The 21,365-nt window shown below is 31.3% G+C and carries 24 protein-coding genes; 15 read left to right on the top strand and 9 right to left on the bottom strand.

Annotated features, from left to right (window positions below):
* The first annotated feature begins 3 nt into the window (after positions 1–3).
* A complete protein-coding gene (locus CHB81_RS06005; protein WP_089350987.1) occupies positions 4–552 on the top strand; it encodes a GNAT family N-acetyltransferase in 549 nt (182 codons plus the stop codon).
* 129 nt (positions 553–681) lie between these two features.
* Entirely contained in the window at positions 682–1,236 is a 555-nt protein-coding gene (locus CHB81_RS06000; protein WP_089350986.1) for a DUF3575 domain-containing protein, read from the top strand.
* Here the strand turns inward: CHB81_RS06000 and CHB81_RS05995 are convergent, their stop codons facing one another.
* A complete protein-coding gene (locus tag CHB81_RS05995; RefSeq protein WP_089350985.1) occupies positions 1,237–1,464 on the bottom strand; it encodes a VF530 family DNA-binding protein in 228 nt (75 codons plus the stop codon).
* A gap of 102 nt (positions 1,465–1,566) precedes the next feature.
* Entirely contained in the window at positions 1,567–2,193 is a 627-nt protein-coding gene (locus CHB81_RS05990) for an outer membrane beta-barrel protein (protein WP_089350984.1), read from the bottom strand.
* Between the two features lie 141 nt (positions 2,194–2,334).
* Here CHB81_RS05990 and smpB point away from each other — a divergent pair, with 141 nt between their 5' ends.
* The 3 genes from smpB to CHB81_RS05975 all read left to right on the top strand — a co-directional run bounded on the left by smpB (position 2,335) and on the right by CHB81_RS05975 (position 4,652).
* Positions 2,335–2,790, top strand: a complete 456-nt coding sequence (smpB, locus tag CHB81_RS05985; protein ID WP_089350983.1) for an SsrA-binding protein SmpB — start codon at positions 2,335–2,337, stop codon at positions 2,788–2,790.
* Between the two features lie 85 nt (positions 2,791–2,875).
* Positions 2,876–3,514, top strand: a complete 639-nt coding sequence (locus CHB81_RS05980; protein WP_089350982.1) for a hypothetical protein — start codon at positions 2,876–2,878, stop codon at positions 3,512–3,514.
* 88 nt (positions 3,515–3,602) lie between these two features.
* Positions 3,603–4,652 (top strand): Fic family protein, encoded by a 1,050-nt coding sequence (locus tag CHB81_RS05975; RefSeq protein ID WP_089350981.1) that lies wholly within the window; start codon positions 3,603–3,605, stop codon positions 4,650–4,652.
* A 38-nt stretch (positions 4,653–4,690) separates the two neighbouring features.
* On the opposite strand, the gene CHB81_RS05970 is transcribed toward CHB81_RS05975, so the two are convergent.
* Entirely contained in the window at positions 4,691–5,332 is a 642-nt protein-coding gene (locus CHB81_RS05970) for a protein-L-isoaspartate(D-aspartate) O-methyltransferase (protein WP_089350980.1), read from the bottom strand.
* A 143-nt stretch (positions 5,333–5,475) separates the two neighbouring features.
* Here CHB81_RS05970 and CHB81_RS05965 point away from each other — a divergent pair, with 143 nt between their 5' ends.
* The 10 genes from CHB81_RS05965 (at position 5,476) to CHB81_RS05920 (ending at position 14,734) form a co-directional block, all read left to right on the top strand.
* Positions 5,476–6,441 (top strand): Gfo/Idh/MocA family protein, encoded by a 966-nt coding sequence (locus CHB81_RS05965; protein ID WP_089350979.1) that lies wholly within the window; start codon positions 5,476–5,478, stop codon positions 6,439–6,441.
* Between the two features lie 92 nt (positions 6,442–6,533).
* Positions 6,534–7,421, top strand: a complete 888-nt coding sequence (locus tag CHB81_RS05960; protein ID WP_089350978.1) for a 3-hydroxyacyl-CoA dehydrogenase family protein — start codon at positions 6,534–6,536, stop codon at positions 7,419–7,421.
* Positions 7,422–7,433: 12 nt separating this feature from the next.
* Entirely contained in the window at positions 7,434–7,955 is a 522-nt protein-coding gene (locus CHB81_RS05955; RefSeq protein ID WP_089350977.1) for a hypothetical protein, read from the top strand.
* On the top strand, positions 7,946–8,605 hold the full coding sequence (locus CHB81_RS05950; protein ID WP_089350976.1) for a YggS family pyridoxal phosphate-dependent enzyme: 660 nt from the start codon (positions 7,946–7,948) through the stop codon (positions 8,603–8,605). Before CHB81_RS05955 ends, CHB81_RS05950 begins: the two co-directional genes overlap by 10 nt.
* 68 nt (positions 8,606–8,673) lie before the next feature.
* Positions 8,674–9,021 (top strand): four helix bundle protein, encoded by a 348-nt coding sequence (locus CHB81_RS05945; RefSeq protein WP_089350975.1) that lies wholly within the window; start codon positions 8,674–8,676, stop codon positions 9,019–9,021.
* Between the two features lie 101 nt (positions 9,022–9,122).
* Entirely contained in the window at positions 9,123–10,484 is a 1,362-nt protein-coding gene (locus CHB81_RS05940) for an exonuclease domain-containing protein (RefSeq protein ID WP_089350974.1), read from the top strand.
* A 30-nt stretch (positions 10,485–10,514) separates the two neighbouring features.
* Positions 10,515–11,354 carry an ion transporter gene (locus CHB81_RS05935; RefSeq protein ID WP_089350973.1) on the top strand — a complete coding sequence of 280 codons (840 nt, stop codon included), beginning with the start codon at positions 10,515–10,517 and terminating at the stop codon, positions 11,352–11,354.
* Positions 11,355–11,505: 151 nt separating this feature from the next.
* The gene (miaA, locus tag CHB81_RS05930; protein ID WP_089350972.1) at positions 11,506–12,423 is read left to right on the top strand and encodes a tRNA (adenosine(37)-N6)-dimethylallyltransferase MiaA; all 918 of its coding nucleotides are present in this window, start codon (positions 11,506–11,508) and stop codon (positions 12,421–12,423) included.
* Between the two features lie 59 nt (positions 12,424–12,482).
* Positions 12,483–13,883, top strand: a complete 1,401-nt coding sequence (locus tag CHB81_RS05925; protein WP_089350971.1) for a hypothetical protein — start codon at positions 12,483–12,485, stop codon at positions 13,881–13,883.
* Between the two features lie 104 nt (positions 13,884–13,987).
* The gene (locus CHB81_RS05920) at positions 13,988–14,734 is read left to right on the top strand and encodes an acyl-[acyl-carrier-protein] thioesterase (protein ID WP_089350970.1); all 747 of its coding nucleotides are present in this window, start codon (positions 13,988–13,990) and stop codon (positions 14,732–14,734) included.
* Positions 14,735–14,963: 229 nt separating this feature from the next.
* On the opposite strand, the gene CHB81_RS05915 is transcribed toward CHB81_RS05920, so the two are convergent.
* The 6 genes from CHB81_RS05915 to CHB81_RS05890 form a co-directional block, all read right to left on the bottom strand.
* Positions 14,964–15,500, bottom strand: coding sequence for a hypothetical protein (locus CHB81_RS05915; RefSeq protein ID WP_089350969.1), 537 nt, complete (start codon positions 15,498–15,500; stop codon positions 14,964–14,966).
* Entirely contained in the window at positions 15,487–16,176 is a 690-nt protein-coding gene (prfH, locus tag CHB81_RS05910; protein ID WP_089350968.1) for a peptide chain release factor H, read from the bottom strand. Before prfH ends, CHB81_RS05915 begins: the two co-directional genes overlap by 14 nt.
* A 12-nt stretch (positions 16,177–16,188) precedes the next feature.
* A complete protein-coding gene (locus CHB81_RS05905) occupies positions 16,189–17,580 on the bottom strand; it encodes an RtcB family protein (RefSeq protein WP_089350967.1) in 1,392 nt (463 codons plus the stop codon).
* Positions 17,581–17,583: 3 nt separating this feature from the next.
* The gene (locus tag CHB81_RS05900) at positions 17,584–18,330 is read right to left on the bottom strand and encodes a hypothetical protein (RefSeq protein WP_089350966.1); all 747 of its coding nucleotides are present in this window, start codon (positions 18,328–18,330) and stop codon (positions 17,584–17,586) included.
* Between the two features lie 707 nt (positions 18,331–19,037).
* Positions 19,038–19,754, bottom strand: a complete 717-nt coding sequence (locus tag CHB81_RS05895; RefSeq protein ID WP_026985497.1) for a response regulator transcription factor — start codon at positions 19,752–19,754, stop codon at positions 19,038–19,040.
* A 3-nt stretch (positions 19,755–19,757) separates the two neighbouring features.
* A complete protein-coding gene (locus tag CHB81_RS05890) occupies positions 19,758–21,344 on the bottom strand; it encodes a sensor histidine kinase KdpD (RefSeq protein ID WP_089350965.1) in 1,587 nt (528 codons plus the stop codon).
* Positions 21,345–21,365: the final 21 nt, after the last annotated feature.

Here is a 21,365-nt window from a genome sequence, read left to right as displayed (position 1 = left end):
GAAATGTTAGAACTTAATTTTAATCCATTTCCAGTTATAGAAACGGATCGTTTGCTATTAAGAAGAGTTACAAATGATGATGCAAATGCAGTTTTCGAATTACGCTCGAATCCTGAATCTATGAAATTTATCCCACGACCTTTATTAAAAAATACTGAAGAAGCACTTGAACTTATTGCTGAGATTGATAGCAAAATAGAAACAAATATTGGCATCAATTGGGCAATTACTCTAAAAGACAATCCTAAATTACTTGGTATTATTGGCTATTACAGAACACAGCCGGAAAATTATCGTTCTGAAATTGGATATATTCTGTTACCCGAATTTCATGGAAAAGGAATAGTTTCTGAAGCTTTAAATCGATTAATCAAATATGGTTTTGAAGATTTAAAATTACACTCAATAGAAGCTATTATCGACCCCGAGAACTTTGCTTCTGAAAAAGTACTGCAAAAATGCGGTTTTATAAAAGAAGCTCATTTTAAAGAATCTGATTATTATGGAGGACGTTTTCGAGATAAAGTAATTTACTCATTATTAGAAAAGTAATTTTTCTCATTTGTTTCTTATAAAAAAATTTTGCCAAAAAAGAATACTGCAAACAATAGTACGTATTCTTATACGTTATATTTGCACTCGAAATAATCAGTGCAATCTCCATTTCTTTATAAATACCACATGAAAAAATTATTAATTCTACTTGTCCTTTTCTTTTCAATACAATCACAAAGTCAAACCTTTATTAAATTTAATGCCGCAACAGCTTTATTAGCAATACCAAATGTTGGCATAGAAACCAGTATTGGAGAAAAAACTACTCTTAGTTTTGATGTAATGGCGTCTTTTTGGAAATCATTTAATGGTCACAATCCAATGGAATTTTATACTTTCACTCCTGAAGTTCGTTATCATTTCAAAGAAAAGTATAATGGTTTTTATGCTGGTATTCATGCTGGTCCTGATTTTTATCAAATACAAAAATGGAATTACTGGGATACTAACAAATACGAACATGGATTCGGTTATCGTTTAGGAGCAACAGTTGGCTACAATATCAAATTAAGTGATAAATTTTTATTAGATATTTTTGCAGGCGGCGGCTGGCATCAAGGTTTCTATCATGGATATTACAATGATGGAACTCCCGGGAGATACGAAAAAGCACCAAATTGGAATAAAAGTGGCGAATGGCTTCCGTACCGTGGCGGCGTTATGATTTCTTATAAATTGTAATTATTCTGTAAACTTAGGAAGCGATTTTAGATACAAATCTTCTACTTTTTTACGAGCCCAATCCGTTTTTCTTAAAAAAGTTAAACTTGATTTGATGCTAGGATTTGATAGAAAACATTTAATAGGGATTAATTCTCCTAAAGTATCAAAGCCATAATAATCAACTAATGATTCTAGGATTTTTTGAAGTGTAATTCCGTGTAAAGGATCTTTAGATTGATTCTGCATTTTATACTTTTTAAATAATAATAAAAAGACCGTGCTTAAAAACTACGGTCTTTTCTTTTTTACAAAATTAGCAAATTGAAATCTAAATCAATCTACTATAAATTAGAATATAAATTTAAATCCAACAGAAAGCGGAGTTGTTAAACTTGAACCTCCTGCTAAATAAGCGGAATCAACATTTGCCATATGTGCCAATCCAAAATTAGTAACGGTAGTTTTAGGACCTTTTTCAGGATCAATTGTAGTTGATGTAAAATTCACCAAGTCGTAAGAGAACTCAACAGAAAAGTTCTTTGTTACGAAATAATCAAATCCTCCTGATACAGACAAACCAAATTGATTTATTTTTGTGTTATGTTCTTTTTCTTTACCTGTAATAACCGGCAAAGCTGCTTGTCCAAAGAAATAAAGAGAACCTGCAACATTCCAATATTTTCTTGCTAATGGCTGAATTACAATTAAATCTGTTTTTGTAGATTCATTTGAGTTTAAATCCGATTTCAAATTGATATAACCCAATCCTGCACCAACAGCTATAGTTGGAGTTATAAAGGTTCCTACAATTGGTATTACTGATAAATTTGTATGCTTTACATCAGCTGTTTTTGTTTGTTGGTATCCAAATTGAGACGTTGCAAACCAAGCCCCTTTTAAACCTTGATTAGAATCCTGAGCTTTTGCAGTTAAACCAATAAATGCGATACTAACTAGTGTTAAAATTTTTTTCATCTTGTAAGTTTGTTTTAAATTATTTAACAAACTTATGCGTAAGCTTTTTCCTTAGAACTGATTAAAGTCATAGATTAAAAAAAACTTTTAATTATCTTAGAACTCATTAAAGTTTTTCATTTTTGTTTTACATTTGCCATTATGTTAAAAACAGTCAATATCCTTAATAAAAGAGCACGTTTTGATTATGAGATAATCGATACGTATACTGCCGGAATTGTTTTATCCGGAACTGAGATTAAATCAATACGATTAGGCAAAGCCAATATCACTGAAAGTTTTTGTGAATTTAGCAATCTCGAGCTTTTTGCTATTAACACTTATATCGAAGAATATACTTTTGGGAATCAATTCAATCATAAATCCAGAAGTGAGAGAAAATTGCTTTTGAATAAAAAGGAATTAAAAACCCTTCACAAAAATGTTCAGGCAAAAGGACTCACAATTGTTCCGTTAAAATTATTTACAAACGAAAAAGGATTAGCAAAATTGCAAATTGGTCTTTGTAAAGGAAAGAAAAATTACGACAAACGTGAATCTCTTAAAGAACAAGATACTAAACGTGATTTAGACCGAATTAAAAAAGCTTACAACTAAAAAAATATCTTTTTAATTTTCTTTTAAACAAGTGTTTATAAATATTTTATTGTTATTTTTACTACAAATAATTCAACCTTAAAATATGAAAAAATATTTAATTTTGTTAATTGCCGTGTTGGCACTTACAAGTTGTGGTAGTAATACCTCTATTGTTAATAGTTGGAGAGATCCGAAAATAACCGTAGCTCAGGAACATTTTAAAAAGGTTTTAGTTGTTGTATTAGTAAAAGATGAAGCTTCAAGAAGAGTTGCCGAAAATAGAATTGCTGCCAGTAATGAAATTTTTAAAACTTCATATCAATATTTAGACGCTAGTTCGCAGCTTACTAAGGAACAAAAATTAAAAATTCTTCAAGATGAAAATTTTGACGGAGTTATTTCCATGAGATTAGTGAGCACTGATAAAGAAACCAATTATGTTCCAGGAACTTATACAGGAATGTATTATGGTGGATTTGATGGTATGTACACCGGAATGTATGGTTATGGTTTTGGAAACTGGTACGGAATGTACTCCCCAAATTTCTATGATCCGGGATATTATCAGGAAACAACTTCTTATATGGTAGAAACAAATATTTTCTCCTTAAAAGAAAATAAACTAATCTGGACCGGAACTACAAAATCTGATTATGTAACTGACTTAGGTCAAACGGTTGACGCAATTATGCAGGCAGTTGTAAAAGAAATGAGAAAAGACGGATCACTTCCTCCAAAATAAAATAATTAAAAAAGCAGTATTTGATATTGCTTTTTTATTCTAAAAAAATATGACTAATTTTGTCAAGACAATTTATAGTTCGTCAAAAATGAAATCACTTCTTAAAAATGCCAGAGAACAAAAAGGATTAAAAACCCGCGAAGTTGCACAATTGCTTGGCATCGATCAGGCTTTGATAAGCAAATTTGAAAGTGGTTCACGAAAACCAACCAAAGATCAAATTGTTAAGCTGTCACAGCTTTTAGAAATTGATTATGAAACCTTAATGGTTGCCTGGTTAAAAGAAAAAATCTTATACGAAATTGGTGATGATGAATTTGCATTAAAAGCACTTGAAGTTGCCGAGAAGGAAATCAAATACAATAAGACAGTTTCAAAATTAAAATTATCAACTACTTTAGAAAAAATATTAAAAGAAATTGATGTCTTAAAAGAAAAACTAGACACTTATAGACAATTTGATAGCTATAAAATCACTCAGGCTCTTGAACTCGAATATACTTTTGAAAGCAATCGAATTGAAGGAAATACAATGACACTTCGTGAAACCGATTTAGTGATAAATGAAGGTTTAACAATTTCAGGAAAAAGTATGAGAGAACATCTTGAAGCTATAAACCATCAGGAAGCAATTGGTTTCATCAAAGATTTAATGAATAAAAACAATTCATTAAATGAACGTGATCTTTTATCTATCCATAACTTGATTTTAAGAGGTATAATTCCAGAAGATGCCGGTCGTTATAGAAAAGTACAAGTCATGATTCAAGGAAGTACACATATGCCTCCACAACCTTTTATGGTTACTAAAGAAATGGAAGAGTATTTTATTTGGTATGAAATCAATAAAAACAAATTGCATCCTGTTATTCTAGCTGCCGAAATGCACGAAAGACTAGTTACAATTCACCCATTTATTGATGGAAACGGAAGAACTTCACGTTTGATAATGAATTTAATTTTAATGCAAAAAGGTTATTTAATCGCTAACATAAAAGGAGATTACGAAACCCGAATGCAATATTATCAATCATTGGAAAAAGCGCAAACCAAAAAAGACAAAGAAGATTTTTTACTTTTCATAGCACAAAATGAAAAAGAGAGTCTGGAACGCTACATAAACATTATTGGCCAATAAAATAAAAAAGCCCAATTATTTCAAATTGGGCTTTTCTTTTAATTCTTATCTTCTAATAAAGGTACAAATCTAAATTCTCCAAACTCATGTTTTTCGAATTGTGTTTCATTTTTCCGAATCAACAAAGTCATAATCTGAACATCTTCTCCTAACGGAATTACTAATCTCCCTCCTATTTTAAGCTGTGCCATTAATGGCTGCGGAATAAATGGAGCTCCTGCAGTAACAATAATACTATCAAAAGGTGCATAACCAGGTAAACCTTTATAACCATCACCAAAAGACAAATGTTTAGGACGAATATTTAATTTAGGAAACAAATTTGAAGTGGTTTTAAACAACTCATTCTGTCTTTCAATACTAAAGACTTTGGCACCCAACATACACAAAACAGCAGTTTGATAACCGGAACCAGTACCAATTTCCAAAATTTTATGTTCTTTTTTAACTTCTAATAATTGCGATTGAAAAGCGACAGTGTAAGGTTGCGAAATAGTTTGCCCCGCTCCTATAGGAAAAGCCTTATCCTGATAAGCGTAATCTTCAAAACTTGAATTTAAAAAAAGGTGTCTTGGGATTTTTTTTATCGCATCCAAGACTGCTCTATCAGTAATTCCTTTTTGTTCTAAAGTGCTTACTAATTGATTGCGAAGTCCTTGATGTTTGGCAGTATCTTTCAAAATGGGTAGGTTTTATTTTGGCAAAAATAAGAAACAAAACAGTAAATCAAATATTGATTTTTAATTATTAAATCGCTAAATCTTTATTGCATTCACTTTTACTTTCGACAAATAAATTATATTTTTGTTTAAAATACATTCTCATGTTAAAAGTAGGAGTTTTAGGTGCTGGTCATCTTGGTAAAATACATTTACGCTTATTACAACAATCTGACAAATACGAATTAGTTGGATTTTACGACGAAAATCAAGAAAATGCCGAAAGAATTTCAAAAGAATTCGGTTATAAAAACTTCAGTACTATCGCAAAATTAATCCACGCTGTGGATGTAATCGATATTGTAACCCCAACACTTTCTCACTATAAATGTGCAAAAGTAGCCATCAAATCAGGAAAACATATCTTTATAGAAAAACCAATTGCCAATACTGTAGATGAAGCTGAAGAAATTATTGCTTTAGCCAAAGAATACAATGTAAAAGGTCAGGTTGGTCATGTTGAACGTTTTAATCCAGCGTTTATTGCTACAAAAAACATGATCGAAAATCCAATGTTTATCGAAACACATCGTTTAGCCGAGTTTAATCCGCGTGGTACAGACGTTCCTGTAGTTCTCGATTTAATGATTCACGATATTGATGCAATTTTGAGTGTTGTTCATTCAAAAGTAAAAGATATTCATGCTAGCGGAGTTTCAGTAATCAGTGATACTCCTGATATTGCAAATGCCCGAATTGAATTCGAAAATGGCTGTGTTGCGAATTTAACGGCAAGCAGAATTTCAATGAAAAACATGCGTAAAACACGTTTTTTTCAAAAAGACGCTTATATTTCTGTTGACTTTCTAGAGAAAAGATGCGAAGTAGTTCGTATGAAAGACGCTCCAGAAGTTCCCGGAGATTTTGATATGATTCTGCAAAATGCTGAAGGTGTAAAAAAACAAATCTATTTCACTAATCCGGATGTAGAACAAAACAATGCAATTCTGGATGAATTAGAGTCATTTGCAAATGCAATAAAAACGGATACTACGCCAGTTGTAACCCTTGAACAAGCAACAGATGCACTAAGAGTAGCGTATCAGATTATTGATTGCTTCGATAAATAAATGAAACAATTTTAAAAATAAAATTAGCCACGAATGCACAACTTAATTAGTGAATTCGTGGCTAAAATCATAAATATAATATCAAAAAATAAATGAAAACTATAGCTGTAATTGGTGCAGGAACAATGGGTAACGGAATTGCTCATACATTTGCACAAAGTGGTTTTACCGTAAAACTTATTGATGTTTCTGAGAAATCACTGGATAAAGGAATGGCAACTATTGCTGCCAACTTAGATCGAATGCTTTCTAAAGGTACAATCACTCAGGAAGAAGTTGCAAAAACTATCACCAATATTATTACGTATACAGATATTAAAGACGGTGTTGTTGGTGTAGATTTAGTAGTTGAAGCTGCTACTGAAAATGTAGAGTTAAAATTGAACATTTTCAAGCAATTAAATGAAGCTTGTTCACACAATACCATTTTAGCAACTAATACTTCTTCAATTTCGATTACGCAAATCGGAGCTGTTGTAGCACATCCAGAACGCGTTATTGGAATGCATTTTATGAATCCGGTGCCAATCATGAAATTAGTTGAAATCATTCGTGGATATAATACAAGTGATGAAGTGACTAAAATCATCATGGATTTATCTGTAAAATTGGGTAAAACTCCTGTTGAAGTAAACGATTATCCAGGATTCGTAGCAAACAGAATTTTGATGCCAATGCTAAACGAAGCAATCGAAACGTTATATAATAAAGTTGCAGGTGTTTATGAAATTGATACCGTAATGAAATTAGGAATGGGACACCCAATGGGACCACTTCAATTAGCTGATTTTATTGGACTTGACGTTTGTCTTGCAATCTTAAATGTAATGTACGAAGGTTTCAAAAACCCTAAATATGCTCCTTGCCCATTATTGGTAAATATGGTAAGAGCCGGAAAATTAGGTGTGAAATCTGGTGAAGGTTTTTATGATTATAGTGAAAGTAAAAAAGCAGAGAAAATCTCTAAGCAGTTTGTTTAAGATTTTTTAAATATGATAACATTTGAGAGTGAATATAAAAATTTTAATCGGCGTTTTTTCAATTTAAATAATCTAGCTTTTTTTATTGAGTTTACTCTTCTTTCACCAATAATTCTCGTTTTCAACCTTTCAATTTTATATACAATTATAATTGAAGCGTTTCTTTTGATTATTTGTGTTTTTATAATCATAAACAGAAGCAAAAGCAATATTGATATAATAACTTTTGAAGAAAATAGTATTATATTACATGGTGAAACGTTTAATGTGCAATGGATAAAATCACTAAATATTAAAGAAACTAATATTCAGATACAAATTAATGCTTCTCGAAAAGGAATATGCAGAGCGACTTTTTACTTAAAAATAAAAACCAAAAAAGATAATTACATCATAAATTCATTTGAAACATACTCTGACGAAGGAATAATGCAGATTTTCAATGAATTTAAGAAATTCAAAGACGAAAAAATAATCATAGACGAAAGGCTGGTTATATTGCAAATTCAAGAAAAAATAGAAAAATGTCAATAGCGTCAAATTTAAATACAATCAAAACAAGTTTACCAGAACATGTAACATTAGTTGCGGTTTCTAAAACCAAACCTGTTTCTGATTTAATGCAAGCTTATGAAGCTGGTCAACGCATATTTGGAGAAAATAAAATCCAAGAAATGGTTGATAAGTACCAAGAAATGCCAAAAGACATTCAATGGCACATGATTGGTCATGTACAATCGAATAAAGTCAAATTTATGGCACCATTTGTGAATTTGATCCATGGAGTTGACAGTTTGAAATTATTGCAGGAAATCAACAAACAAGCTTTAAAAAACAATAGAATTATCGACTGTTTGCTTCAGATACATATTGCCGAAGAAGAAACTAAATTTGGTTTGGATGAAAATGAATTAAATGAACTTTTATCTTCTTCAGAATTCAAAGAAATGAAAAACATTCGTATCTTAGGATTAATGGGAATGGCAACATTTACAGAAGATCAAAACCAGATTAAAAAAGAATTTATACATTTAAAAACTATTTTTGATTCAATTCAATCAATCGAAAATGAAAATTTAAAATTGAATACAATATCAATGGGAATGTCTGGAGATTACCTACTTGCCATAGAATGCGGCAGCACAATGGTTCGCATTGGAAGCAGCATTTTTGGAGGCCGTTGATTTTTTTAATATCAATTGCAATTGCAAAAATCAAAGTTCAATTTTAAAAGTATAAATCAATAATTTAAATGGAAAAAATATTCAATTTTGAAGATCGATTAGTTCGATTTGCTGGAGAATGTATTTTCTTTACAAGACAATTAGAGAGATTATTTGAAAATGAATATTATAAAAATCAATTAATTAGATCATCTGGAAGCGCTTCCTTAAATTTTGGAGAAGCACAAGGCACCATAACTGATAAAGATTTTATTTTTAAAGTTTCATTAGTTGTAAAAGAATTAAAAGAATCCAGAAACTCATTAAAGATTCTAGATTATATTAAAGAAGGTGATAGCGATAAAAGAAGTAAGCTTCTAATTGAAGTAGAACAACTTATTGCAATTTCATCAAAAATGATAATAAATAAAAAATAATTCAATTCCAATGACAATAGCAATTACAATAACAATTTTCAAAAATTGAAATTGATTTTTAAAATTGATATTGCCATTGATTTTTGAAATTGACATTTAAAATGTACGCAATACTAGACATAGAAACCACTGGAGGCCAGTTTAATGAAGAAGGAATTACCGAAATCGCCATATATAAATTTGATGGTCATGAAGTAGTTGACCAATTCATTAGCCTTGTTAATCCTGAAATTCCGATTCAGCCTTTTGTGGTAAAATTAACCGGAATCAATAATGCTATGTTGCGTTCAGCACCAAAGTTTTTTGAGGTTGCAAAAAGGATTATAGAAATCACTTCAGATTGTATCATTGTCGCGCATAATGCTTCATTTGATTATCGAATTTTACGCACCGAATTCAGACGTTTAGGCTACGATTTCGAAGCCAGAACGCTTTGTACTGTGGAGCTTGCTAAAAAATTGATTCCAGATCAACCCTCTTATAGTTTAGGGAAATTAGTTCGTGCACTTGGAATCCCAATGGCAGACAGACATCGTGCAAGCGGAGATGCAATGGCAACCACCAAATTGTTCAAAATGCTTCTTGAAAAAGACCTGGAAAAAACAATCGTAAAAGATTTTATAAAACTAGAAGTCGAAAAGGGAATTGCGCCAAAATTGTTGGATCTTTTAGCTCAAATACCGGCAAAAACTGGTATTTACTACATATACAATGAAGGTGGAACTTTGATTTACATTGGCAAAAGCCAAAATATCAAAAAGAGAATCAACCAGCATTTTACCGGAATCACCACAAAAAGTAAAAAAATTCAAGCCGAAGTTTTCACCATAACTTATGATGAAACCGGAAGCGAATTAATTGCGCTTTTAAAAGAAAGTGAAGAAATAAAAATACATCGCCCAAGATATAATCGTTCACAGCGAAAAACTATTTTTCAGTATGCTTTATATGCCGAAAAAGACGCAAATGGTTATATAAATCTCAAACTTGAAAAAGCAGACGGACGCAAAAGAGAAATTACCTCATACTCCAGTTTACAAGAAGGTAAAAATGCTCTTTTTAGATTTACATCAAAATATCATTTGTGCCAGAAACTAACCGGATTATATCAAACAAAAAAAGAGTGTTTTCAATATAAAATAAAAGAATGTGATGGTGCTTGTATTGGCGAAGTAAGCCCGGAAGAATACAATGCAAGAGTTCAACAATTTATATCTGAAAATAGTTTTGAAAACAAAAGCATGATTCTGCTTGACAGAGGCCGAAATGTGAATGAAAGAAGCGCTGTATTAATCGAAAATGGAATTTATAAAGGTTACGCTTATTATGACCTTAATTATCAAATCACCAATATTGAGATTCTAAAAAACATCCTAATTCCAATGCAGCACAATCGAGATGTAAAAAACATTATTCAAAGCCACATTCGGAAAACAAAATCGCTTAAAATTCTTCATTTTTAACAAACAAATACTTTCATTATCTTTGCTGATATGAAAAAAATAAAATCAAAATACGATATTTTCAGGCAAAAAACCCAAATTATCATTTACGGCAGTAACACCTTTTCAGGACGTCTGTTCGATTTGATACTTTTAGGGTTAATTTTACTGAGTGTCCTTTTGGTCATGATGGACACAGTCGAAGGTATTAACCAAAAATATCACTCACAACTTCTTATTTGTGAATGGATTATCACCGTTTTCTTCACCATCGAGTTTATCTTACGAATTATTTCGATACAAAAACCTCTTAAATATGTTTTTAGCTTTTACGGAATAATTGATTTAATGGCAATATTGCCTATGTTTTTATCGATTTTTTTCCCTGCAACAAATGTTTTAACCATAGTAAGAGTCTTACGTTTCTTCCGATTGTTTAAAATCCTGCATATCCCGCAAATTTCACAACAATCCAAACAACTTCGGGAGGCCATGGAAGCCAGCAAAGAAAAGATTTTGGTATTTATCTACTTTATAGTAATTACTGCAGTAATTATTGGTTCACTAATGTATGTTGTAGAAGGCAAAGAAAGTGGCTTTACCAGCATTCCTATTGGTATTTATTGGTCTATTGTTACCTTAACAACAGTTGGTTATGGAGATATTTCGCCAGCGACACCTTTAGGTCAATTTTTAGCTTCAATGGTAATGATTATGGGTTACGGCGTCATTGCCGTGCCAACCGGAATCGTAACAGCTGAATTTGCAAAAAGCAGTCTCAAAAACAGTGTTGTTAGCAGTAAAAAAAAATGTAAAAAATGCAATTCCGAAGTACATTTTGATAGTGCAAAATACTGTCACGAATGCGGAACCGAATTGACAAATAATTAATTTAAGAAGCTATTCCAGCTGTACATTGCAACTCCTCCTTATCTTTGTTGTTTTTTTAAAGCATAAAAGGAGCTTCTAAAGTCGCTCTTTTATCCCCAAAAAACTAACAAATATAAGTCCGGGGTTTCCAATCCCATCCAGGCTAAAAAATATGAAGTACTTAATAACCATTGTCGGACCAACAGCCATAGGCAAAACAGCCTTGAGTATTGCTTTGGCACAACATTTTAAATGCGAAATAATTTCTTGCGACAGTCGTCAATTTTTCAAAGAAATGACAATTGGTACAGCAGTTCCAAATCAGGAAGAATTAGAATCAGCAACACATCATTTCATTCAGAATAAATCTATTTTCGAAAATTATACCGTTGGTGATTACGAAAAAGAAGCACTTCTTAAATTAGAAGAACTATTCCAAAATAATGATTTTGCTATACTAATAGGAGGATCAGGATTATATGTAGATGCGATTTTAAAAGGTTTTGATGAATTCCCTGAAATCGATCCACAAATACGTTCTGAGGTAAATTCGAATTATGAGAAACTCGGAATCAATTATTTACAAGAACAATTACAACTTTTAGATCCAGATTATTATCAAAAAATAACGATTCAGAATCCGCAAACGCTACAAAATCCACAGCGAATGATGCGCTTTGTAGAAGTCTGTATCGGAACTCAAAAACCATATTCTTCTTTTTTAAACCAGAAGAAAAACAATAGAAACTTCACTCCTATTTTAATAGGTCTGGAAGCTGACAGACAAGTAATTTATAACCGAATCAATCAGCGTGTTGATATTATGATGAATGAAGGTTTACTCGAAGAAGCTAAAACATTGTATCCTAATAAAGCTCTAAATGCACTTCAAACCGTTGGTTACAGAGAATTATTTAGTTATTTTGACGGGGATTTCTCTTTGCCTTTTGCCATCGAAGAAATCAAAAAAAACACCAGACGTTTCTCAAAAAGACAGCTCACCTGGTTTAAAAGAAATGAAGTAACGAAATGGTTTGATTATTCAACCAATAGAAAAGAAATTATAGAATATATAGAAGAATCATTTTAACATGTATTTAAATTGATTGAAAATAAATTTAGAAATTTACAATGTTAGTAAGATAAAATATGGATAATGTACTCTGGAATAAAATTTTGCAATTTGATTTTGATGACCCTCCAAGTGAATTTAGTTTTTCAACAAGACTTGCAAAAGAAAACTTTTGGGCAAAAAACTTTACTCAAAAAGCCATTTTAGAATATAAAAAATTCATGTATTTGGTATCCATTTCAGAATCAATGATTTCACCATCCGAAACTGTTGATACCGTTTGGCATCTGCATTTAATTTTCACCCAATCATATCAAGAATTTTGCAAATTAATTGGTAAACAAATTCAGCATATTCCATCTACTCATAATAAAGAAGATTTTCAAAAATTTAAAAAAGCGAAAGAGCAAACTAATAAATTGTATGAATCGACTTTTGGAAGTCAACCAAAAGATATTTGGGAATTTGAAGGAATGTATGAAAGTTTAAATTTAGATAAAGCAAGAATAAAACTAAGAACATTTATCAGTAATGCCCTGATACTATTTTTCGTATTGACATTCCCATTCTACTACATTCTAAAACCAATTTATATTAAAATTGACAATCCCTATTTTCTCATCGGTTTCATTATCTTGTCTATCATATCATTTAAAATACTAGATTTATACAACAAAGTAAGGCTTCGAGAAATTGTTCGTGAATTTGATAAGGATTCATTTATTTACAACCTTCAGCCTTATGAATTAGTTTATCTTAAAACTCAAAAAATCTCTAATGTAATTAACGGAGTTGTAAACGAATTAATTGAGAACAAAACAGCTGAAATACAACCTTATAATATTATCAACCTTGTTGAAAATAAAGCCAATTTAACTGATGAACAAATTCAGGTAACAAGATCATTGAAAGAATTTGGAAAAAGCGTTTACCCAACATTAGTAATGCGTATGACAAGAAAACCTGTTTTCATAAACATATCACATTGCATGGATGCATTTGAAAAATATTTTACTAAATCAAAAAAATTCCATCATTTATTTTATTTAAACTTTGTTATTCTTGCGCTCCTTTCAATGGCGGGCTATATAAGACTAGTAACAGGCTTTACCAGAAACAAGCCATTAGGATTCCTTATATTTATTCTTATTGTTTTTATTATTACTGTGATTTTTTTTCTACACAGATTAACAAGACTGATTTTTATCGATACAATAACAAATTTATATAAAACAGAAATTTTACCCGGCCGACAAACCGAAAGTAACTGGCAATGGAATTATTTTCTATTTAGTACAGCTGTAATAACTCCTGCATTTATACCGTTAATAAAAGAAGTAAACAGAAATAATAGCTTCGAAAGCTCTTCTTCTTCAGAAAGCTCCTCCGGTAGTTCTTGTGGTTCTTCTGATTCTTCTTCAGGTAGTTCCTGTGGAAGCTCATGCGGGAGTTCCTGCGGAGGCTGCGGTGGAGATTAAATTATAAATTTAATAATTGTAGTTTTACGAAGAAAACTTATTATTACCTCATTTTTTAATGTTCACTCATATAAAATTAGTTATAAATTATTTATCATACAAAAATGCCAATATCTCCTAATTTCACATCGGTTTTAAGTAAAGACTGGGAAATAAATTTTACACAATGTACGCCAAATGGCTTCCTGAAATATACAGATTTATGTAATATTTTACAACTTACCGCCGCTGCACATTCAGAAGTTGGAGGTATCAGTTTCTTTGATATGCAAGAATTCCATCAAGCTTGGGTTTTAAGCAGAATGCGTGTTGAAATTACAGCTTTACCAAAATGGCAGGATATTGTTACGGTAAAAACATGGATCAATAGTTTAGAAAATTCGCGTTCCGTTCGTGCACTTGAAATGTATGTAAATGGTAAAAAAATAGTAGGCTGCGAAACCTACTGGGCTGTTTTTAACACTCAATTACGCCGTCCTGAAGCTTTGGCTTTACCTTATGAACATTTTGAATTGTTTCCTGACAACAGAGCAACAAACGACGGTTTTTCCAAGATAAACATCAATCATGAAAAAGAAGCCATTTTTGAAAAAACGGTTTATTTATCAGATTTAGACATTGTAAATCACGTAAATAATGTGAAATATTTAGAATGGTGTCTGGATCATGTTGATGAAAAACGAATCCTGAAACAAGAAGTAAAAAGTTTTGAGATGAATTTCATGAAAGAGCTATCTTTAAAAGACAAAGTAGTAATCCATGAAAGTGAAGATGATAGTCATACCAATGCAAAATTTAGCATTACGAAAGGTGATAAAACCTGTTTTGCTTTAGAATTACATTGGAAATAAGATAGCCCACAGATTAAACAGATTTAACGGATTATCACAGATTTTTATTATATTCCTGAAGAATATTTTGTAACATATACAACCATTATAAAATAAAAAAACTCCATTTAGGAGTTACAGATCGGTAACAAAACACATAGGCAAGTAAGAAAAATGTCCCGTAGGGACATCTGTTAAAAAAACGATGTAATTCAAAATTTGAATTGCATCGTTTTTAGTTTAATCAAAATTAATTTGATTTCTTTTTCGAATCTTTCTTTGATTTTTTAGACTTCTTTTTCTTTTCTAACAAATCAATTTTTCCTTTAATTCGTTTCTCTACTTCAGTAATATCAGACTCAAAAGTAAACTGCAAAGTACAAAGTTTAGCCTTTTTGATCTCTCTTAGAGCTTCTTTAAATTGTTGCTGCGCTTCAAGAAGAATAGCTTTCTTAACCAATATTTCCGACTTATTTATTCCTTTTACAGTTAAAGCAAAATCAATTAACTTTTGCGCCTCTACATAATCTTCGTTTAAAATCAAAGTATGTAAATAATGTGGATAAACCTCAAGTGCATGAATATTAATAGCCAAAGCTTCTTGAAAATAGTGTTTTGCCTCTTCATAATTCCACAATTGTTCTGCTTGGATTCTTCCGTACAAACACAAAACCATTGTATTTTTGGCATCATAAGAAAAAGCGTAATCCAGAGATTCAATCGTTTCCTCAAGCGAATATGGGTAATTATCTAAAGCCTGAAAAAGATATTTATCAATTGTTTTCATTTCGTAAATCTGTTTTTAGTTTCTGACGAGTTCCTTTATAACTTTTCTCCACTTTATTCTTCTTAAAATCAGTTCCGGAAAAAACCCTAACAGGGTTTCCACGTTGAATATTCAACTGGTTTTCCCATTGTTTCCCCACATGATTTTTGAGTTGTTGCAAAGTTTCGTCTTCTAGTTTTTTTAATAATCTTTCTGTTGCCAGTTTTTTGTTTTGGTGTTGTGAACGACTGTCCATAGAAACAACTGCTATTCCTGTTGGAGTATGTGTCGCTCTAATTGCCGAACTGACTTTATTTACATGTTGTCCGCCAGCCCCGGAACTTCGCATTGCCTGATACTGAATATCATTTTCTGAAATTGATGCATTCTTTTGCGCTTCAATCTCAAAAATGCCAATAAACCAGTTTTTTCGTTTATGCATTTTTCTAAACTGACTCTGACCAATCCATTGAATTGTTCCTATCCAGGAATTAGCAAATGTTGTTGCATTTTTTCCTTTTATAGAAATTGTTGCAGTTTCAACTGTACCGTTTTCCTGACCAACCTCTCTTTGCAATAAAGTGGTTTCTAATTGTTGTTCATGAGCTTCGTCCAAAACTTTTTTAAGCACTTGGGCAACCACCCAAGTACATTCTGCAGGTCCGCGACCTGCAGTTATCTGTATAATTCTTTCCATTTTTAATTTCTTTTATCGGTCCATTCTAACGATTTTAGGCGTAAAAGTTCCTAGAACTTCAACTAAATCAGTTTGATTTCCCATCACCTTTGTAATGTCTTTGTACGCCATTGGTGCTTCATCGATATTTCCGCCAATTAAAGTGACATCATTAGTTTTTAAAACCTTCTTAATTTCACTTTGCGTAAACATGCTTTTACATTTAGCACGAGAAAATAAACGTCCAGCACCATGCGATGCCGAATTTAAACTTTCTGCATTTCCTTTGCCTTTTACAATATATCCCGGAGCAGTCATAGATCCCGGAATTATTCCCAATTGACCTTCAGCAGCAGGAGTTGCCCCTTTTCTGTGCACAATACATTCTTTACCATCTACCATCTCTTTCCATGCAAAATTGTGGTGATTTTCAATTGTAACCACTACTCTTTTCCCTATTGCTTTGGCAATTCGTCTATGAATATCATCGTGGCAAGCTTTTGCATATTCTCCTGCCAAATTCATTGCCAGCCAGTATTCCTGACCATCATGTGTATTCAGATCTAACCATGCCAAATGCTGAACATTTTTTGGTAAAGGGCATTGTTTCGTTGCCAGATAGGTATAATGTTTGGCAATATTTGCTCCCAAACCACGAGAACCACTGTGCGATAAAACTGCGAAATATTCTCCTGTTCCAAGTTTCCATTCATTCTCTGGATTGTCAATTTTTGCGATACCAAATTCTACAAAATGATTTCCTCCTCCCGAACTCCCTAATTGCTTATAAGCTTTAGGCAAAAGATTCTTCAATAATGGAATATCCTGAAATTCGCTTTTATAAAAAACTTCATGATCCGCTTTTGTAGCGTGTGTTTCATTCATTCCAAATTTAGTATTGTCTTTTAAAATTGCTTGTAATTGATGTTCTTTCCCTTTAAAATAAGATGCCGGTATATCAAATATTGACAAACTCATACGGCAGCCAATATCAACACCCACTCCATACGGAATAACTGCATTATCAGTGGCTAGAACACCTCCAATTGGTAATCCATAACCTGAATGTGCGTCTGGCATTAAAGCTCCTGCAACTGAAATTGGTAATTTTAAAGAATCATACAGCTGAAATTTTGCTTGTTGATCGATCTCATTTTCGCCAAAAATGGTAAAAGGAACCCGAGTTGTTTTCAGTTGATGCATTCTTACGTGAACCGGGTTTATCAAACCTTCCGCCACTTTTCCCCAGGTTCCGTGCCCTTCAAACTTTTCAGGATGAAGTAAAACCTCTTTGGCTTCTATTAGAATGGATTCCTTTTTTTCTCTTTTTCTATATCTGTTTATTTGCCCTAAGGCGATATTTATTGAATTGTTTTTTGGAAAGCCTAACTTAATCAGGTCTTTTCCGGATAATTTATTTCCCATGATTTATATCATTTCATCGACATATTGTTGATACAATAAACACCGACTTTTATTTTTAATTGGGTTTAGCTCTTTCGGATTCAGGAAAACTTTCCAGCCTGAATAGCGAGCATATCCCATAACTAATCTGTTTATTTTATGGTTTAAATTATAATTGGTAATATAATTTTCTAAAACCTGAAGTTCGCTTTGTAAATCTGAATCAACAGGTTTTTTATGCGTTATAATATTCGGCCGCACACGCAGCACAAATCTCCAAGGCTCATCAAATCGATAATAAATTATATCCCTCCCAAGATTATTTGACCATTCTTTGGTTAATGTAAAGTAGGATTTCTCTTTTTCAGTCAAATCTATTTTTTTACAATTCCAATCACTAATGGAAATCATTTTCAAAAACTGTTCTGACGGAACAGAAATTTTCTTTCCAGATTTCCTTATGCGTTTGGTAAATGATTTTTCATTTGAATAGTGATATGTATTAATTTTCCCTAACAAATTCATGAAAAAACCTGAATTTGGACCAACTAATACATCTGATCTCAAAACAAAAAATCGAACCCAGCCTTTTTGATAGGGTTTGTCTAATAGCACGGGTGGTGAATTCCAAACGGCATCAAACAATTGCTTTCTTTGATTGTAACTTTGACGTAATTTTTTTTCGAAATCTTCTTTTACTAACCTTTTCTTCTTTTTTTCACTTTTAAAACGACTACACAATACATAGTCATCTTCAGTGTAATTTTCCATTTGAAAAAGTATACTAAAATTAAATTGCTAAATCTTTTATCCTTTTTTGAGATAAATAATAGAACTGTTATTCGGGAAAATTTGAAGTGTCTAGAATAAAAAAAGCCCGAAACTAAATGTCTTCGGGCTTTTTTATATATCTAAAAATGAATTTCTAAGATTGAAATAAACCACGAAGAAGCGCTGCACCAAATTCGTTTGGTGTGAAGCTTTGAGATGATGATGTAAGTACAAACATTTTTCTTCGTTATTAAAGGGTTATTAATTTTTTCGTCTGCAAATATTCAGAATAGTTTTTTGATTTTCCAAATTATTATAGAGAAAATTCGTGTAAAAAATATTCTTCAGTTTTTAAAGGCTTAAAAAAATATGATTATCTACTTGAAAACTAAAGCCATAGCCCTAATAGAAGTGAAAATCTTTTTGTGCCGGTGATCGGCACAAAAAATTGTAACGGATAGCAGGAAATAGCTCCAAAACTTTAAAATTCCAATATTTTAAATTCTAAATTCCAATTTTCACAATATTTGTCACTTCGATTTCTATGATAAACAAGGACACAAAAACCTTATCGTTGTGAAATCCTTGTCAAAGTTTAAAACTTTGACAAGGATAAAATGCGCACTTTGCAGATGAAAAATATAAGCATAAAAAAAGCCCTGATTTCTCAGAGCTTTAATATTTTTTTTAGTTTGGTGAACTTTTTGTTATTCTGTTACTTTGCTTTTAACAACTAATCTAAATCCTTCTCCGTGAATGTTAAGGATTTCAACATCTTCATCTGCTTTTAGGTATTTTCTAAGTTTAGCGATGTAAACGTCCATACTTCTTGAAGTAAAGTAATTGTCATCTCTCCAAATTTTTGTTAATGCTAATTCTCTTGGCATTAAATCATTTTCGTGAAGAATCAACATTTTAAGTAATTCGTTCTCTTTTGGAGATAATTTTATTGGTTCATCATTTTCGAATGTTAAGAATCTCAATTTAGAATTTAGGTGAAATTTACCTATATTAAACTCAAATTGAACTTGTTCTGCTTTTGTATCAGCAGATTTTCTTTGAATGATTGCTTTTATTTTCATCAATAAAACTTCTGAATCAAAAGGTTTATTCAAGTAATCATCAGCTCCAGCTTTGTATCCTTTTAATACATCTTCTTTCATAGACTTAGCAGTCAAGAAGATAATTGGCACTTCGCTGTTCTTTTCTCTAATTTCTTTTGCTAAAGTATAACCATCTTTATAAGGCATCATTACGTCAAGAATACATAAATCATATACATCTTTCTTGAATTTCTCGAAACCTTCCATACCGTTTTTAGCTAAAGTAACTTCAAAGTCATTTAACATTAGATAATCTTTAAGAACTGCCCCAAAATTAAGGTCATCTTCTACTAAAAGTATTCTTTTGTTATTATTTTCCATATTTTAATTTATTAATGGTATTTTTATTATAAAGGTGCTACCTTTTCCTTTTTCGCTTTCAACATATACTTGGCCATTATGATCTTCTACTATTCTTTTTACATAAGCAAGACCCAAACCGTGTCCTTTTACGTTATGTAAATCTCCTGTATGTTCTCTATAAAACTTTTCAAAAACTCGTTTTTGAGCTATCTTACTCATACCAAGACCATTATCTTTTACTTTTATCAGAATCATGTCTTTGACATTCTCTGTAAAAATTTCAATTTCAGGAGCATCAGGTGAATATTTTATGGCATTTTCTAAAATATTAACCAATACATTTGTAAAATGCACTTCGTTTATCAAACACGTTGTTCTCGCTGCATTAAAGTGTTTTACTACTGTACCTTGTCTGTCTTCTAAAATTAAATTTACGTGCTCAATTGCATCATCAATTATATCATGAATTACAGTTGGTTCTTTCGTTATATCTAGTTCTCTTTTTTCTAATTTAGAGATACGAAGAACATTTTCAACCTGAGCATGCATTCTTTTATTTTCGTCCCGAATCATTTGAAGATAGCGAAAGACTTTCTCTTTATCTTCAATAATCTTAGGGTTTCTAATCGCGTCTAATGCTAAATTTATTGTTGCAATTGGAGTTTTAAACTCATGCGTCATATTATTAATAAAATCTGTTTTGATTTCAGAAATATGTTTTTGACGCAACAATTGATTCAACGCACTTGTATAAGCTACTATAATAATTAATGTAAATATTATCGATAAAACAGTAATACTCAACAACTCAGAAAGCAAAAATTTCTTTTTATGAGGAAACGTTATATACAATTCATATCTACTGCTTCCCTCATTATCTGTGAATATTGGCACATGATAACTTGCATCTTTATCATAATGAAATCCATCGGATTTAATTTTTGTCGATAAACCACTATTAAGAACTCCAAACTCAAACTTGGTTTTTACACCATATTCTTCCAATTCCTTTTTTAGAAGGTTTTGTAATTTTATTTTAGAAATTCTTTCATCAATTGGCAATGCATCAGCAAAATCCTTTATCGAAATTTCCATTTGAACTTTATTCAAAAGATCTAAACTACCCGATTTTTCTACTCTTAAATCAGGAATTAAACTTTGTCCTAAAGTTGTATTATCAATATTGTTATTATTGTTATAAACTTCAGTTACTCTTTTAGAGCTAAAATTTTTAAATCTTTCGCTGCTAAACTTTTTATTAAAAAGCGAACCACTTATATCGTAATCTTCAGATGTAAGCGTGTTAGAATAAACGATCGTTTTATTTGTTTTTGTATTTCTCTGTACATATAGTACTTCAAGCAAATCTTCTTTTTTAGGAATTTTACCGGTACTATCTTTTAAACGATTCCATTTATCATAAAAACTATACTCTTCCTGCTGTTCAAGTTTATCAGCAACATTCCCGATTACTTGGGTAACGTGGTATTTAAATTGCTCGTCATTATTTTTGAACGAAGAATTGAACCAATATACTTGAACCAGAATAATCCCTATTAAGGACAAACTCATCAGTAAAACAAGTATTCTAAAAAATAATTTATTCATCGAAACAAAATTAATATTTTA

This window comes from Flavobacterium sp. ov086 (genome assembly GCF_900187965.1).
Taxonomy (GTDB): domain Bacteria; phylum Bacteroidota; class Bacteroidia; order Flavobacteriales; family Flavobacteriaceae; genus Flavobacterium.
Note: the sequence above shows the minus strand (reverse complement) of the source record. Positions and strands in the feature narration are given on the sequence as shown.